The organism is Paraburkholderia sp. J8-2 (assembly GCF_905220195.1).
Taxonomy (GTDB): Bacteria; Pseudomonadota; Gammaproteobacteria; order Burkholderiales; family Burkholderiaceae; genus Paraburkholderia.
Map to the genome: position 1 here is coordinate 51,541 of NZ_CAJMZA010000027.1, position 14,629 is coordinate 66,169.

11 protein-coding genes are annotated in these 14,629 nt (G+C 56.5%); 4 read left to right on the forward strand and 7 right to left on the reverse strand.

The genetic code is table 11. The features are described from left to right. Nucleotides 1-3: 3 nt before the first annotated feature. Nucleotides 4-366: a hypothetical protein gene (locus U5A52_RS34175; protein ID WP_321938363.1), complete on the reverse strand. Its 363-nt coding sequence runs from the start codon at nt 364-366 to the stop codon at nt 4-6. A 54-nt stretch (nt 367-420) separates the two neighbouring features. Next, nucleotides 421-1,095, reverse strand: a complete 675-nt coding sequence (locus U5A52_RS34180) for a lytic transglycosylase domain-containing protein (protein WP_321938365.1) — start codon at nt 1,093-1,095, stop codon at nt 421-423. A gap of 210 nt (nt 1,096-1,305) precedes the next feature. Here U5A52_RS34180 and U5A52_RS43380 point away from each other — a divergent pair, with 210 nt between their 5' ends. Continuing rightward, a complete protein-coding gene (locus U5A52_RS43380; protein WP_408602520.1) occupies nt 1,306-1,599 on the forward strand; it encodes an Arc family DNA-binding protein in 294 nt (97 codons plus the stop codon). A 380-nt stretch (nt 1,600-1,979) separates the two neighbouring features. Here U5A52_RS43380 and U5A52_RS34185 read toward each other — a convergent pair whose 3' ends face one another. The 5 genes from U5A52_RS34185 to U5A52_RS34205 all read right to left on the reverse strand — a co-directional run bounded on the left by U5A52_RS34185 (nt 1,980) and on the right by U5A52_RS34205 (nt 7,343). Next, nucleotides 1,980-2,957 carry a fatty acid desaturase gene (locus U5A52_RS34185; protein WP_321938367.1) on the reverse strand — a complete coding sequence of 326 codons (978 nt, stop codon included), beginning with the start codon at nt 2,955-2,957 and terminating at the stop codon, nt 1,980-1,982. Further along, complete coding sequence (locus U5A52_RS34190; RefSeq protein ID WP_321938369.1) at nt 2,941-3,654, reverse strand: helix-turn-helix transcriptional regulator; 714 nt, start codon at nt 3,652-3,654, stop codon at nt 2,941-2,943. Before U5A52_RS34190 ends, U5A52_RS34185 begins: the two co-directional genes overlap by 17 nt. 33 nt (nt 3,655-3,687) lie before the next feature. Next, complete coding sequence (locus U5A52_RS34195; RefSeq protein WP_321938371.1) at nt 3,688-3,921, reverse strand: hypothetical protein; 234 nt, start codon at nt 3,919-3,921, stop codon at nt 3,688-3,690. A gap of 719 nt (nt 3,922-4,640) precedes the next feature. Further along, nucleotides 4,641-5,669 (reverse strand): tRNA 2-selenouridine(34) synthase MnmH, encoded by a 1,029-nt coding sequence (mnmH, locus tag U5A52_RS34200; RefSeq protein WP_321938373.1) that lies wholly within the window; start codon nt 5,667-5,669, stop codon nt 4,641-4,643. 168 nt (nt 5,670-5,837) lie between these two features. Then, entirely contained in the window at nt 5,838-7,343 is a 1,506-nt protein-coding gene (locus tag U5A52_RS34205) for a replication initiation protein (RefSeq protein WP_321938375.1), read from the reverse strand. An 891-nt stretch (nt 7,344-8,234) separates the two neighbouring features. Between U5A52_RS34205 and U5A52_RS34210 the strand changes: the two genes are divergently transcribed. The 3 genes from U5A52_RS34210 to U5A52_RS34220 all read left to right on the forward strand — a co-directional run bounded on the left by U5A52_RS34210 (nt 8,235) and on the right by U5A52_RS34220 (nt 14,319). After that, a complete protein-coding gene (locus tag U5A52_RS34210) occupies nt 8,235-9,455 on the forward strand; it encodes a ParA family protein (protein ID WP_321917287.1) in 1,221 nt (406 codons plus the stop codon). Beyond that, on the forward strand, nt 9,452-10,420 hold the full coding sequence (locus U5A52_RS34215) for a ParB/RepB/Spo0J family partition protein (RefSeq protein ID WP_321938377.1): 969 nt from the start codon (nt 9,452-9,454) through the stop codon (nt 10,418-10,420). Before U5A52_RS34210 ends, U5A52_RS34215 begins: the two co-directional genes overlap by 4 nt. 2,447 nt (nt 10,421-12,867) lie before the next feature. Continuing rightward, nucleotides 12,868-14,319 (forward strand): IS1182 family transposase, encoded by a 1,452-nt coding sequence (locus U5A52_RS34220; protein ID WP_321938432.1) that lies wholly within the window; start codon nt 12,868-12,870, stop codon nt 14,317-14,319. Nucleotides 14,320-14,629: the final 310 nt, after the last annotated feature.

Genomic DNA, 14,629 nt, shown 5'->3' on the forward strand with positions numbered 1-14,629 from the left:
CTCTCAGGTAAAAAGGTTCCACAGGTACGGGGCGAGAGTACCGACCACGGCGCCTACCACCGCGACCTTGCCGCCCAGCGTAACGAATTCTGCCCAGTGCGCGCGGTCCGCCCAGCATTCCGCGCCCTTCCAGAGCAACACACATGACGCGATAATTCCCAAGATTGTGTAGAGCCAGATCTTGAACGTATTCGCGCCCTGCGTCGCCGAGTCCAGACCGCTGGCGAAGGCCAGTTGGGTTCCGGTGATGCTGGTCAGAACGAACGCCATCCGCATATAGCCTGTGGCACGGCAGCCAGCAACGTATGCCACATATTTTCTCTGCAGTACTGATTTCGAAGATTTGAGCTTGATCCGGCTACACATGATTCCTCCATCTGTTCGCGATCGATCAACTGCCGCGTAGCGGCGGGGTCAAATTCATTTGCACGAGTTACCGTCGCACGGGTAATCCCCAAAGGCATCCCAGGACGGATGTGTGCGTGAGGCGGGGTCACTTCCCACTTCGTCCCCTGATGTTGTCGCCCGGCGCACGTGATTCGGCCGCGGCAAAGATGCTTTCATTACCGCCGGCCGATTCATAACGACCGGAATCGCCGGCACAACGTTTACTGGACCTTCCGCGTACTGAGCGTTCGCCGACACGCGGGAAACGTAGCTCGCACCATCGAGCTCAGTGACAAATCCACGCTCGAAGTTTCCGCTGTAGTAGCAGCTGATTGCGGCGCCCATCGCCCGCCCTTCGGAACCGATGGTCTCAATTGCACGTTCGTAGCAGCGACGCAGGATGTCCGCGCTAGCGCTCAGATTCGCACATATGTCGAATACGGTTTCGTACGTCAGGCCGTAGCGGGTCAAATTGACCTTGTTGATCTGGCCTAGCCCCAAGCTGAAGTTGATGCCGCGTGCATCCAGTGCTTTTGCCGTCGCAAAAGCTTCCGCGCGATTGCGGGGCTGATGCACAAGATGGCCACCGACAATGCCAATCGCATAAGGGTTGAAATCGGATTCCGTACGGACGATCGCCTGGAGTGTGATCGGATGAACAGCCGGAGCACACTGTTGTGCGAGAGTATCGAAATCTATCGACATCATGGCAACCTCGAAAACTTCGGCGATTGACGCGAACCATTAGTCATGCCCATTTTCCTCACTGGCTACCGTGCAGGATTCCAACAGGGACATCAAGCACTCGTTTCCGTACGTGAACGCGGCCTGCCTTAATATGTCACTCAATAGTGACACTACGAGTGACATTACTCGTCACTATTCGTTGGTGTCTACGTAGTGTCAAATGTTGCACCTATGGATGACACATTTCGCTCCCAGTTCCGGCTGCCGTGGCCGGTCTACCTCCAACTTAAAGCGGCGGCGGCGGCGAGCGGGCGGTCTCTAAACGGCGAATTGGTGGCACAGCTCAGCAACGCCCTGTTAACACCAAGCGACGAGGTGGCATTGGGGAAGGTTGCTCCCTCGCCCTTGACAACCGACCAACTCTCCCAGGTTCTAGGGCATATCGGCCTGCGGAACCTGCTGACCCCAAAAGAATTAGATACGGTCGCTAAGCGACTACAGGCACTGCTCGCTAGTGACAAGTAAGTGCCCTCGCGAGGTCATATCACTCACGCGGATTAAGCGCCTGTGCGAACGTTACCGTGTGCAGACGGCGCGAAAGCACACCAGCCGCTTTCCCTCCACTTCGGCGTGCCGGGCACGAAGCTCAACGATCAGCTGCGCGTTCTTCGAGCGTGACTCACGCTTTGCGCGCTCGGCCAACCAATCGTTTAACTCCTTGGGTAATCGACACTGCGAGCGAACGACGTCACTCATTCCCACCTCCCCTTACGTACTTTCGTCGTGCTACCTGTCACATCGCTCGTCGAAGGCAACACTCAATCGACACCGCACTGACACTCTCGTTGAAACACCCTGATAAGTTCAAGAGGCGTGTTTATTCTTGTTTTCTGCACTCGTTGATGCTATGGCGATTCGCCAGCGCTTCTGATGGCGTGGCGTTTCATGACCGAGAACCAAAGCGGTGGAATGAGCGCGAGGAAGAACATGTGAATGTAACCTGCAGGCAGCATTGCAGCGCCGCGCTTGAGGTGCTCATAGGAAAGTGTTTGTTCGAGGTGGTGATGGGCGTGAAGGCCGTTATTCACAAACAGTCGATTTGACAGCCACGAATGGCAGTTCCAGGCGACAGGATCACCGACATCAACGAGCCCGTAGTGCTGTATGTAGCCGATCGTTTCGACAACGAAAATAGAGATCGCACATTGCCCCACGTAGAACAGTATGCCGCGGGGCCCACAAAAGGACACGAATAGCACCGCCATTCCGAGCCACACAGAGACAGGAAACCAAAGCCTGCGCTTTCGCCCTTGAGCTAGTCGTCGGCGATCGTCGGCAAGAACCGCAATCAGTGAGTTGCCGAAGGAACGCCCCACATGCCTCCAAAGCGACAGTCCGATGGGTGCAGTTGACCCGAACTGGGAATCGCCTACATGTGCGTGATGCAGTTCGTGTACCAATCGATAGTGTGGATAGCCTGCGAGTGTCATCGCTACATCGGAAGCTCTTCTTGCCCAGCGGCTATCGCGGTGCATCACCTCGTGAATGTGCGCCATTACAAACGCGCCTAGAACGCCGCATACAACAGTAAGGCCCACAAATTCCGGCACTGCGACCTGCTTGATTCGGGAAGTCGAATCCAGGACCGCGAGCAACCACAAGCAAATGAAACCGATGGGAACAGCGATCCGCGCCGATGCAACATCGCATTGTTGATTTTCCACGGCGACATGCTCACCGAGCATCGTATCGAAGACAAGAATTGCAGCGATCATGCAACCGAGGTACACCCATGGGTGATCGTACTGAAAAGCGACGATGGCTGAAGCTGGCAGTGTCGACGACAACCAGTACCACCCAGGTTTATCACGCCAGGAGATCATGCTCGTCCGCGAATTTCACTGCCGCAGTGATGCGTGCAACGCCGAGCTTCTCATTGATGCGCTGGAACTGACGATAGACCGTGATGGACGATACCTTCAGCTCAGCGGCAATGTCTGTGGCGGTGAATCCGGCCTTTACCAGCCGCAAGATCCGAAGTTCTTCGTGCGTCAGGCCAGTTGTCTGTAGAGCTTCTTCCCTCACGGCACCCGAGGACCAATCTAGGAGTTCCATTGCCAGCGCGCGATAGAAAGGGCGTGCGTCGTGGAATCGTGGCTCCATCTGTTCGGGTGCCTGCTCGGACCCAAGATAAAGAATGCCGATGCGCCCTCTCTCACTCGTGTGGACAGGAACGATATAGAAACTCCGGAATCCGTATTCCGCAGCAACAACGAGCATGCGCCGCTGCCCAGCGGTCTGGACCGGCAGCACGGAACCTAGCACGGGTGCTGTGTTAGAGCGCGCATATTCCAGGCACGGGTCTGTCAGATACCAACGGTTTGCGTTATACAGCTGGCACCATTCGGGGCGACAACCGATCAGGAATCGGTAGGTTGACCGACTATCGGAATAGTCGGAAGGATGCAAGGTGACGAATACAAACCAGTCTGCACCGTAGGTCTGGACGGTCCGTTTAACGAGTGGAATCAATTCCATCTCGTCAGCCGCATTCTGGAGATCATCAACGCTAAATTCCATGACAGCCACCCTACTCCATGCGCTGCACTATCCTTACCTTCCCCACACCAACTGCCGCACTTCGCTATAAATGGCTCGCATCATCGAATAGTGAGGATCGGACGACGCGAAGTCTTCGAAGTCAGCCAATTCAAACATCGGAAGTACCTGCACGGCGACCATCTGCTTCCCTTGAACGACAAACCGCTCGGCGATGAACCCGGTTTCGACGCGGTACAGCCTAATGCCGACTTGTTCGGTCGACGCGGCAATATAACGTTCAAACAAGAGATTCCTCATAGTCCTCACCAATGGCGCCTGGGTGAAAACCACACTTTCTGCACGTGCGATCGACGCAGTCATTCGACAACATGGAGGTAATTACATTGTCCGAGACGCAGGCTTCGCATTCGAACAGGCTCATGAAAAATTGGGCCCGACATGCCTGACACGTCAATTGATGAACCTCGTCTTCTGGCAAACAGTCCCACGGGTCATCGCCGAATATGTTTCCGCAGGCCGGACAAACGATGCTGATTGGCTGACTCATAGTTTCTCACCCATCAGTTTGGTGCCGATAAGGCAGCAGTGAGCACGCATCACATCCGGCTAGCGATGTACGGGCAGCGCTCCTTATGACGAACGACGCCGGCCCGCGAGTTCACGAACTGGTGCCTGCGTCCCCGAAGCCCTGCGCAGCGTGGCATGGGCGCAACCGGCGCATGCCCATAACAGTCCTAGCTCGCGAACGGAAAGCCGAAGCGCTTCTTCGACACGCACCCTTATCCAGGATGGTAGGAGCGAGACGCATTGATATGAAAATACCGCTCCGATATTGCGGCGCACTACCTCTGTTACATTCCGAAATAGTCTCCCGAGCATAGTGAATTCACGCGGCATTTTTCAGAGAAGAAAAATTACCCGTATATGCGGAATCAATAAAATCGGAAACAATTACTGAACAGGTAAGGTGCATTCGTCCAGCCAACTTGGTTATATTCCACAAATCAACCAAGACGACCGATCAGAATCCGAGCGCACTGATTCAACACGGCCGGTCTCAGGTCACAGAGTTCGATTCGAGGTACGTCGGCGTGCATTTGATAGTTTCGCTTCATCGAGCGCGAGTACGAAGGATCATAGTGTGCGATCATTAGTCGTTCGAATAATTCGGGAATCTTTCGGCTTCCAGCCAAACCACGCCAAAGGTCAAATTCCTTCCCGCCCACGAGGCTACGTAGATAAGCAAGCCGCTCGACCAGCGCATCCGGATCGCTTTCGAAATGCGCGTAGTCTTCGCGCCAAAGCCGTACGCGTTCGGCCATGGGAGCACTGACCTGCAGGAGAATCCCTTTCGAGTGCATCGTTTCGAGCAGCGCCGGCGGTAGCTGAACATCACCTATCTTCTTGCTTTCGGCTTCGACCCAAACAGTACGGTCCCTGGAATACGTCGAAAGCTTCTGAAGAAGCAAGCTATCAAAGTACTTCTGGGTCGGTTGTGAAACTCCAGGTATCGCTCCGATCACCGAGCCACGATGAGCGGCAATCGCTTCGAGGTCGAGCACCTGTGCGCCTTCGGTCTCGAGCTGGTTTAGCAGACGCGTTTTCCCGCAGCCGGTCGGACCAGAAAGCACGACATAGGAGAACTCGCGCGGGTAAGTTTCCAGTTGTTCGTTGACCCAACGACGATAGCCCTTCCAGCCTCCTGGCAACCGCTGTACCTTGTAACCGATCGTATCGAGAGCGTCGAACCATAGACGGCTCCGCTTTCCACCGCGAAAGCAGTACACGAGGATTCTGTCGCGGCGAGGACGCTTCGCGATCACGCCTTCGAGGTGGCGCGCAATATTTTTGAGCGAATACGCCACACCGATCAGGTACGCCTGCATCTTGTCGGTCCGATGCAAGGTTCCCACTTCCGCGTATTCGTCGTTGTTGACGACCGGCAGGTTGATTGCGCCGGGAATATGATCCTCCGCAAATTCCCGCTCGCAGCGCGCGTCGATGATCAGGTCGTACTCTTCGAATCGATACATGGGCGCCCACCCTTCGAGTTGAGAGTGTGCCGACGTCATCAACCTGCGTCGACGGAGCGCTTCAATTACAGAGCGCCGCTCGCGGGAAGAGGATGACGAAGACGATCACTCGAACCGCGAATTGCAAATCTGCGAACTTGATCTTCGTGTTCGGTAGGAGACTGGAACTTAGGCAGCAGGCGCCTTTGTCCGCTTCGCCTTGCGCAGTTCGCCAGCCACGAACAGACAGAACGTATCCGCGATGCTGGGCCATTGCAATACGTTTGCCTCGTTGATCTCCGCGGGCTTTAACCCCTGGCGTTCGATACTGCGAATGCCGAGACTGTTGTTATGAGCAGTAAATTTTCGTACAAACCCTTCGCGCTCCTTGCCGCTTAGAGCGGCGAAGGTCTCCCGCGCATTGCGGATTTCTTCGGAACGACGTTGGTCGGCGGCTTTATCGGCGGCGACAACACTCGCTACCGCAGCATTGCGTGCCGCTTCCTTCGCGTCGTTCTCTGCAACCGACTGTACGGCTAGTTGCTGCTGAATTGCTTCCACCTGTTTGTCAGCATCCGCTACCCGATAATTCTCTGCAAGCGACTTCATAAGATAGGCGGACGCTCGCTTGACCTTAGTGCCTTGCCTGATTGTCCAGCGGGTGTATTCGATCGCCTGCTGAATGCGATCGTCCGTCCATGTCGCGCGGTTACTCTCAATTCGCTCGAATTGCTTGTCGCTCAGTCCGAACTCGTTTTGAAGCGTCTGGAAAAGTGCTACGGAATTGAGCATCGCCGCCTTTACTGCCAAGGCGCCCTCTTTGCGTTTGAAACGCAGTCGAATCTGGTCTTGCTTGCGTGAACCGGGCGTGCCCGCCCTTGTCTCGTACGACAGATCAATGTCCGAAAGCTCATTGATTTGCTTCACCGCGGGCTCCAGATAATCCCGCTTGAAATACTTGAACTCTGCATGATTCGCCCACGAGCGACCGGGCAGGTTTCGGACCACTTCGATCGGTAGCCAGCCGGTGGTGCCGGATGACAACGTCGGCAAAACGTGATCGTAGATGGCGCGCGCGTAAATGACGGTGAACCTGGAGGTTACTAGGAGGCTGGTCCAATACGAGTTTTGAGGGTCCTTTATGAGCCGCTGAAGCTCAATCGGCACCCTGAATCGGATGCGGCCGTTACGTACGCTCACACGGCCAATCAGCTCCAGCCAGTCCCCATCCTCGGTTGACGTGACCGCACTTTCGCCGTTCCGCTCGGGGGGAACGGAATCATCATCAAGATCCACGTCATCTTTCACGTCCTCGATAAGTCGACCCTTCTGGTCAACGGAGATGACCGGAGCGCTGGTGACTTCAAGCATTGATGATTTGACGCTTCGTATGACGTTTGAAAAGTGCTCTCGATTCTTGCTGTCGTAGCGCATGAGCCACTTAAAGAAGCTCAAGGTCACGTCGTAAGCCTCCTTGATCTCTGCCTCTTGAGCGACAATGAAATAGGCAGCGTCAACGAACCGCCTCGCGGATAAACCTAGGCCAACGATCCGCGCGAAAACCTGATTTTTCTGGTAGCCGATGTCCGAATTCGCTTCAAGCTCGTGGATGCCACGACGAGCCGGAGCGCTTTCGACAAAAAGGTCGAGCGCATACTGGAGTGGTGTCACACTTCTCTCAATGCTGCTGGCCATCGCCTATCCCCTCACTCCAGTTGTTCTCGCCCCGAATGAGCGCACTCTAGCACGGCATGGTGAGATAGCCAAGAAAGCGTCTCACCTGAAGCTTCTGATCTACTTCGCCGAACAGGAACTCTCACCGTAGAGCCCAAAATCTCTCACCTTCGGGCCTTGCTACGTGGGCTAAGTCGCTGGATTTAGTTATCTTTTTTCAGTTTTCCACAGGGAATGATGGTCGTCCAGGACACTTCTCGGACTCGGCACAACATCTCTCACCGCTCTGGGACAGACTTTCTCACCGCGGGGAACATCAATTCTCACCATTGAGGGACAGAATCTCTCACCCAAGGTACAACAGATCTCACCTTTTAATTTTAAGTATCTGAATTTAAAAGAAATACAGGAAACGCTGTATGTTTGTCTGTGTGTTGCTTTATATAAAAACGACTAACGAACAATGCAAGACATCAGGGTCAGGGCGTCGCAGTTTCACCCGTTCGCTAACAAAATACGTGTTTGACAGCGTGTTTCTGATGACAAGAGGCCGCAAGGGGCGCGTATTTGGGCGCGTCAGGGTACAAATTGTCTCACCTTCCGGGCACAAGCCTGCTCCACGCAGGGTGCTGAAGCAGATTCGGTGGATGAATTGCTTACAGTGCTCCCCTGCGCGCCCAAAATTTGTACAAAATCTCTCACCTTAGGTTCAGGTTGCCCTTCCCGAGGGTGAGACGGTTTGTACTCTGGTTCTACATTTTTGCAGTGGACTACCGTGCGGGAAGCCTAAAAGAAATGGAATCAAGCAGTCGGGGAAGCGATATTTCGCGGAAGGGTGCGGTGAATGCACCAGTTTTTCCGTCAATTGCTGTATTCTGCGTTTAGCCCAATTTTTGCTGGAAAACTCTGAAAATGGCCAATGTAAGTCAACCACTTCCAATCGACCGCACGGTCACTCTTGAAGAGATCAGCGATTTCGCTGAGGTCGTGACGGATTACGCAAGCGAACTGCGTGATCAGATTTTGGCCCCTCGGCCTCGAAAAAACCCGCCAGTGTTTACGACCGGTGAGATTGCCGAGATGTGTGGGCTGACGCGCAATCAAGTGCAATACCAGATCTCGAAAGGCGACGGTGTTCTGCCGGAAGGGCAAAGTACTGGGACAGGCCGAAGCCGGAGTCGTCAGTTTACTCTGGCGGAGGCGCGGGCTTGGGTTCAGCGTATCTCCGACATCTACCAGACGCCGCTCGTAGCCGGACCAAGCGACGATTTTCAAGGGAAGGTCATTATCACCTCCCAGCTCAAAGGCGGTAGCGCAAAAACGACCACTACCATGTGCTTGGCGCAAGGCTTGACGTTGCGGGGCCGAAAGGTATTGGTGGTCGACCTCGATCCGCAGGCATCGCTTTCTGAGTTGTGTGGCCTCTATGCCGAAAAAGAGGTCTTCCCTGAGGCCACGGTACTGCCCTACATATACGACCAGAATGTGGAAGGTGGGCTGCTCAGTCGAGTGCAGTCGACGTATTGGGATGGCCTCGACATTATTCCTGCACACACGGAGCTGGTTGGGGCTGAGTATCACTTGCCAGCGATGCAAATGCGGACGCCAGGATTTAAGTTCTGGCGGGTGCTGCGCGATGGCCTAGCGCCATTGCGCAAGCACTACGACTACATCATTCTCGACACGTCGCCGTCTCTCTCGTACCTGAATCTCAACGCTCTCATGGCGGCCGATGCAATGGTCATGCCGATGGTGCCGGAGAACCTCGACTTCTTTAGCTCGTTGTCATTCTGGCGTTTGTTTTCGGACGTTGCGAAATCGTTCATTCGATTCGAGGCTGATAAGAAGTACGACTTTGTTTCGGTACTGCTGACGCGTGTCAACTACGGCCCAACCTCTTCAGCGCCGGTCGTCCGAACTTGGGCGCAAGGAGCCTACCGTCAGTGGCTTGATCCCTTTGAGGTTCCGGCGAGTTCTGTGATGAGTTCGGGGGCCCTAGCGTTCACAACGGTATTTGACATCAGCAGCACGCACAGCCAGGCGAAGTCATTGCAACGTGTTCGTCAGCCGCTTATCGACTATTGTCGATGGGTCGACGAACAGTTCATCAAACAATGGAAGCAAGCATCATGAGTAAACTCCGAGAAGAACTATTGGCCAAGACTGCAGGGGTTCGTTCAACCGCTGAGCGGACGCCGGACGCGAGCCGCAGAGCCGCCCGTACCGAGACCGCGCCGGGGATGGCAGGCGCGTTGGCTGTTGCTCAACTGCGCGTGCAAGAGCTGGAAGCCAGCGGCGCTAACTCGGAGCTTCCTATTTCTGAGATCGTGCCGAATCCGTGGCAACCGCGGCGGATCTTCAGCGAAGAAAAGTTGGCAGAGTTAGCCGAGTCAATCAGAGAGACCGGCTTGCTTCAACCGATTGTGGTCCGTCGTGCAGAGTCCGGCTATCAGATTATTGCAGGTGAGCGCCGCTGGCGCGCCCACAAACTGTTGAACATGGAGACCATCAAGACCGTCGTAGTCGAGTGCTCGGATCAGGACATGTCGGTTTTGGCCTTGGTCGAGAACATCAGCCGGGACGATTTAACCGACTACGAGATTTCGGTTTCCCTCCGGGCTTCGGAACAGGAGTTTCCAAACCGTACCCGGCTCGCCGAGGCTGTGGGGCTGAGCCGTCGCGGTCTTTATAAGTACATGGCTTTCGGGGGCCTCCCCGACTTCATAACGCGTGACCTGGATTTGAACCCGACGTTGCTCGGGAGCAATGCTGCAGATGCGATCGTAACCTCGCTAAAGAAGCACGGTGACGAAGGCATCAAGGCGGCCCAGGATCTGTGGTCCGATCTCGTCGCCGGAAGTCTTGATCAGTCCAAGTTCGCCGGAGCAGTTGGTGCGCTGGTAGCGCGTCGAGGCTCGCGTGCAACGGCCACCGACCGAAAAATCGAGAAGTTTTTCTCCGGCAGCGCACAAGCTGGGAGTATTACGAAGGACGTGAATGGATTTACTGTGAAGATCAAGGCAGGGATTCTTTCCGATGTCCAAGAGGCGAGAATTCGTCAGGTGATTAGCGAATTGTTCACTGGCGATCCGAGCTGACGTTCAAGCGAACAAAAAAATGAGAGCCCGCTAAGCGGGCTTTTCTTTTTTTGGGGGCGCGGGTAAAAATCACTCTGGTTGGGGCCCATTCGCACGGGTGCCCGCTCAGCGAAGGAAAGTGGGGTGTGCCTTTTAGGCACACCCCACTACTCGTGCGCGATAACTGGTCGAATCGAGGAGCCCATCTGAAATCGGAGTTGTGAGTGTGCCTAAAAGGCACACTTCTTCGATGGCGTCTGCCCTCGTGATGTTGACACGGTTGATCGCACCGACTATGAACTAAAAGTTGAGTCGTTCCAAGACTTGCTTGGCTCAACCGGCTTTTTAAGGTCGCGCAGGTCACTACTCGTATTGAGCCGAATAGTTTGCGTGGCTATTGCGCAACTACTGGGTGCAGGCCCGCCATAGGTCTGCAGAAGCTCCGAAATAGCTGCGCTCGACCTGCAAGTCCGCCTGCGCGAAGCCCCGCAAGTAATAGCCGACCCCAGGGCTGTGATGGCGCGCGCGGTGGTCGCGCAAGCCAGTAACGGCGTGTTGCGCGGTCGGCTTCGACGTTAAACGGCATAGGGCCGCGCAGCGCGTACCTGAGCCGCTCCGGTATCGGCACCTAGCGCGCTGTCCTACTCGCTCCTTCGAACTGGCTGAGCAGGTGTCTTCCCGCACCCCGCCGAGCCCCTTGCTGTTGAATGAGTCGAGTGTGGCGCGAGCCAGTTCCGCGTGACAGGCGCTCGTTACGTAGGCGAAGCGCAGAACGGAGCAGTCGCCATGCTGCGCATGTGCGGTATCCAACGCTGAACGCTTGCAGCCTGGAGCCTAGTGGGCGTGGGTGAGCGTGCGACCATGCGTATCCACTTCAGATCGTGCCGCCGCGCGTCGAACGGATCGGCCAGCGGGCAGCGCATTTTCACCAGCTAGGCGGACGGGGCCGACCGTATTTTCCGGGAGGTCTCGTCGTTTGCCTTTGGCACTGAACCGGCTAACGGGCAGCCCGCTGGGTCGGACCGCTCACCTTGATGTGCCCGATCCGGCACTCACCCGGCTGGGGAACCCGTTGATAGCTGCGTCAATGTCGCTGTCGGGGAGCGACGAAACGAGCTTGCCCGTTGCGACCACGGTCCGCGCTAGCAACCGTTCTAGTACTCGCCTGTAAGGCCGCGTGGTGTGTGCCTGCAGCAATCGCCCCCAACGCGTATACAGCCACGGATCGCGTCGACGTCGGAAGTGAGTTCGGCGCCTTCTGGCGCCAGCGCTGACGTCAAGTTCTGGCGGGACGGCGAACGCCTACAGCGGTGCGACGTCGGACAGGATCATCGGGCGCATCAGGGCAGGGGGGCCGGGTGCCGACTGCGGTCGGAAACTCCGCGCGGCGACAGGATTGCGCGCTGTGAGTCCACATCCAGATCCGGACAGTCGGCGAGGTGCTGCCGCTTAGCGCGAAACGCGGCGTCGGTGTACCAGCGCTGCCGGCGTTGCTGAATCAGCATCAGCGGGTCGGTTGGCGTCGCGACGCACGCCGCCTGTAGCTCCGGGGCAATGCCCAGTTCGAACCCACCCCCGACGGGATGGTCCTGCGTCGGGTCCTCTGCGAGTGCGCTCCAAGCGCTTAAGTGCTGCCCCCTGACGGGCAAGCAGGCGGCAGTTCCGGGGCAAACGTCAGGTCAACGCAGTGATGCCTGCTGCGGGAAGTTTGCGGGGTAGCGTTCCGGCAGCTCTGCCTCACCGTAGACGCCCTCCGGGTCAAACCTCGCCCGGTAGTCCTCGAGGGTCCGCGTGTCGTCACGCCCGTGCAGCTCGGACCGCGAAATGCCGCCGAGTCTGAGGCTCGGCAGGTGCGCCGTCTAATGGTTTCGGGCGCGGCGCGCCTGCCGCGTATCGTTGCGATCGGCGCCGGGTGAGCAAGGACGCGCCACCCTTCATAGGCGCGATGCAGCGCCTCGTTGGGCTGGCCGTCAAGCCACGGTTGAGCGCCTTCGCGACGACGCTCTTTTTTCATCTCCCTCCTGAGGACGACGGGTGCTTAAGTTGAACAGAGAACGGAGATGACGATGCCCGCGATAATCTGCCGGATCTGGCTGCCGCTGGCTGGCACACACTCAGGAGCTTCGTCGATGCCAGTAGATCATCGAGCAGGCGTGATCAGCACGGGGCCCACAAATGCGTGGCGGACCGCTTCCGACATACTAGCGCCGCCGTTGAGTGGCATTAAACGATGACAGCAGACGCGGGCGTGACTTCGGACAGTTCGTGGATGCGCGCCCTAGGTGCACGCGAAATTGGTTCTCGCCCCATTCGTCTTGGTCGAACAGTTCGCCCATCAGGGCGTCGGGAATCGTCGGGTCAATCTTCGGCAGTCGGCTAAAGCGATAGTAAGACAGCTCATGGCCGAGGCTGTGTAAAAACGCGTCGATCGCCTAGACTGAATCAACCCGTTGGCTCGAGAGGCAAAGATAGGGCGATTTGTCGAAGGTGTGGACCGCAATCAGGCAACGCTGCTGCCGGAATGTCTCGAAGACTTTATCGCCGAAGACAATCCCGTCCGGATAGTCGATGCATTCGTCGACGAGCTCGATCTGGCTTCCGTGGGATTCGAGGGCACCACGCCCGCGACTACGGGCCGACCGTCTTACCATCCGGCCGTTCTGCTCAAACTCTATATCTACGGCTATCTCAATCGCGTGCAGTCGAGCCGACGTCTGGAGCGGGAGTGCCAGCGCAATGTCGAACTGATGTGGCTGACGGGTCGGCTCGCGCCGGACTTCAAGACGATTGCCGAGTTCAGACGTAGCAATGGTGCCGGCATTCGCAATGTATGTCGACGCTTCGTGATGATATGCCGCGACCTGAAGCTCTTCGCTCAGGCTGCCGTCGCCATCGACGGCAGCAAGTTCAAGGCGGTCAACAGCCGCGACAATAACTTCACGCCCAACAAGATTGCAAGGCGGCAAGAACAGATCGAACAAAGCATTCAGCGTTATCTGGATGCTCTTGAGACGGCTGATCGTACGCAACCAGTCGAGGTGGAAGCGAAAACCGAGCGGCTACGGGAAAAGATCGAGACGCTGCGCGAGCAGATGCGCGATCTGGATCGGGCCGCAGAGCTGTTGAATGATTTACCGGGAAAACAGGTCTCGCTGACTGATCCCGACTCACGTTCGATGATGTCACAAGCCAAAGGCACCGGCGTTGTTGGTTACAACGTTCAGGTTGCTGTTGATACGAAGCATCACCTCATCGTGACGCACAAAGTTACGAACGTCGGTAGTGACCGCGCGCAGCTAAGCCCGATGGCCAAGGCCGCGCGCGATGCGATGGGAAAGAAGAGCCTCAAGGCACTGGCCGATCGTGGATACTTCAATGCAACGGAAATCAAGGCTTGCGACGACGCGGGTATTGCGGCGCTGGTGCCGAGAACACAAACCTCAGGCGCCAAGGCTGATGGACGATTCGACCGGGCCGACTTCATCTACATTGCCCGGGATGACCAATACTTGTGCCCAGCGGGTCAGCGCGCGATATACCGATACACCTCCTTCGAAAGCGCCAATCTACTGGAGCTGCGGACGTACTGGAGTAGCGCTTGCCCGAGATGCCCGATGAAAAGCCAATGCACACCTGCTGAATACCGGCGTATCCGGCGATGGGAGCATGAAGCGGTACTTGAATCGATGCAGTCCAGACTGGATCGCCAGCTCGACGCGATGACGACACGGAGGCGGACAGTCGAGCACGTGTTTGGCACTCTAAAGCACTGGATGGGATCGACGCACTTCCAGACGCGCGGACTTGGCCATGTCGGCGCTGAAATGAGTTTGCACGTGCTGGCCTACAACCTCAAGCGCGTCATCAGGATCCTCGGGTTCGCAAAGACGTTGCGAGCAATGAAGCTGGCGGGCGCGTGAACTCGCGCGCCGACGCTGTTTGCCTGTAAAACACGATCACTTCATCTGCCTACGCCTCGACCAAAAGCAACTGGGCGTCCAACTGGGCGTCACCGGTCCGCCGCTCTGCGCGTTTTTACACGGCCTCGGCCGACAAATCGATTCCGGTGAAGGCCATACACGTACGGTATTTTACTTCGGACTACTATGAATGTTGTCTCAGATGTGTGGCGGCCGGAAGCAAATCCCTGAAATGTACTGATGGACGAGTGACCCCTTAATTCGGTTTCGTGAAACATCTGCGTAAAGGTTTGAATCCGGCGGTAAGCAA

Excerpts from the sequence above, each read along its gene's own strand:
- mnmH (WP_321938373.1), bottom strand. The coding sequence starts at position 5,669 with ATGTATCGATTCGAAGAGTACGACCTGATCATCGACGCGCGCTGCGAG.
- U5A52_RS34190 (WP_321938369.1), bottom strand. The coding sequence starts at position 3,654 with ATGGAATTTAGCGTTGATGATCTCCAGAATGCGGCTGACGAGATGGAA.
- U5A52_RS34205 (WP_321938375.1), bottom strand. The coding sequence starts at position 7,343 with ATGGCCAGCAGCATTGAGAGAAGTGTGACACCACTCCAGTATGCGCTC.
- U5A52_RS34175 (WP_321938363.1), bottom strand. The coding sequence starts at position 366 with ATGTGTAGCCGGATCAAGCTCAAATCTTCGAAATCAGTACTGCAGAGA.
- U5A52_RS43380 (WP_408602520.1), top strand. The coding sequence starts at position 1,306 with ATGGATGACACATTTCGCTCCCAGTTCCGGCTGCCGTGGCCGGTCTAC.
- U5A52_RS34185 (WP_321938367.1), bottom strand. The coding sequence starts at position 2,957 with ATGATCTCCTGGCGTGATAAACCTGGGTGGTACTGGTTGTCGTCGACA.
- U5A52_RS34180 (WP_321938365.1), bottom strand. The coding sequence starts at position 1,095 with ATGATGTCGATAGATTTCGATACTCTCGCACAACAGTGTGCTCCGGCT.
- U5A52_RS34215 (WP_321938377.1), top strand. The coding sequence starts at position 9,452 with ATGAGTAAACTCCGAGAAGAACTATTGGCCAAGACTGCAGGGGTTCGT.
- U5A52_RS34210 (WP_321917287.1), top strand. The coding sequence starts at position 8,235 with ATGGCCAATGTAAGTCAACCACTTCCAATCGACCGCACGGTCACTCTT.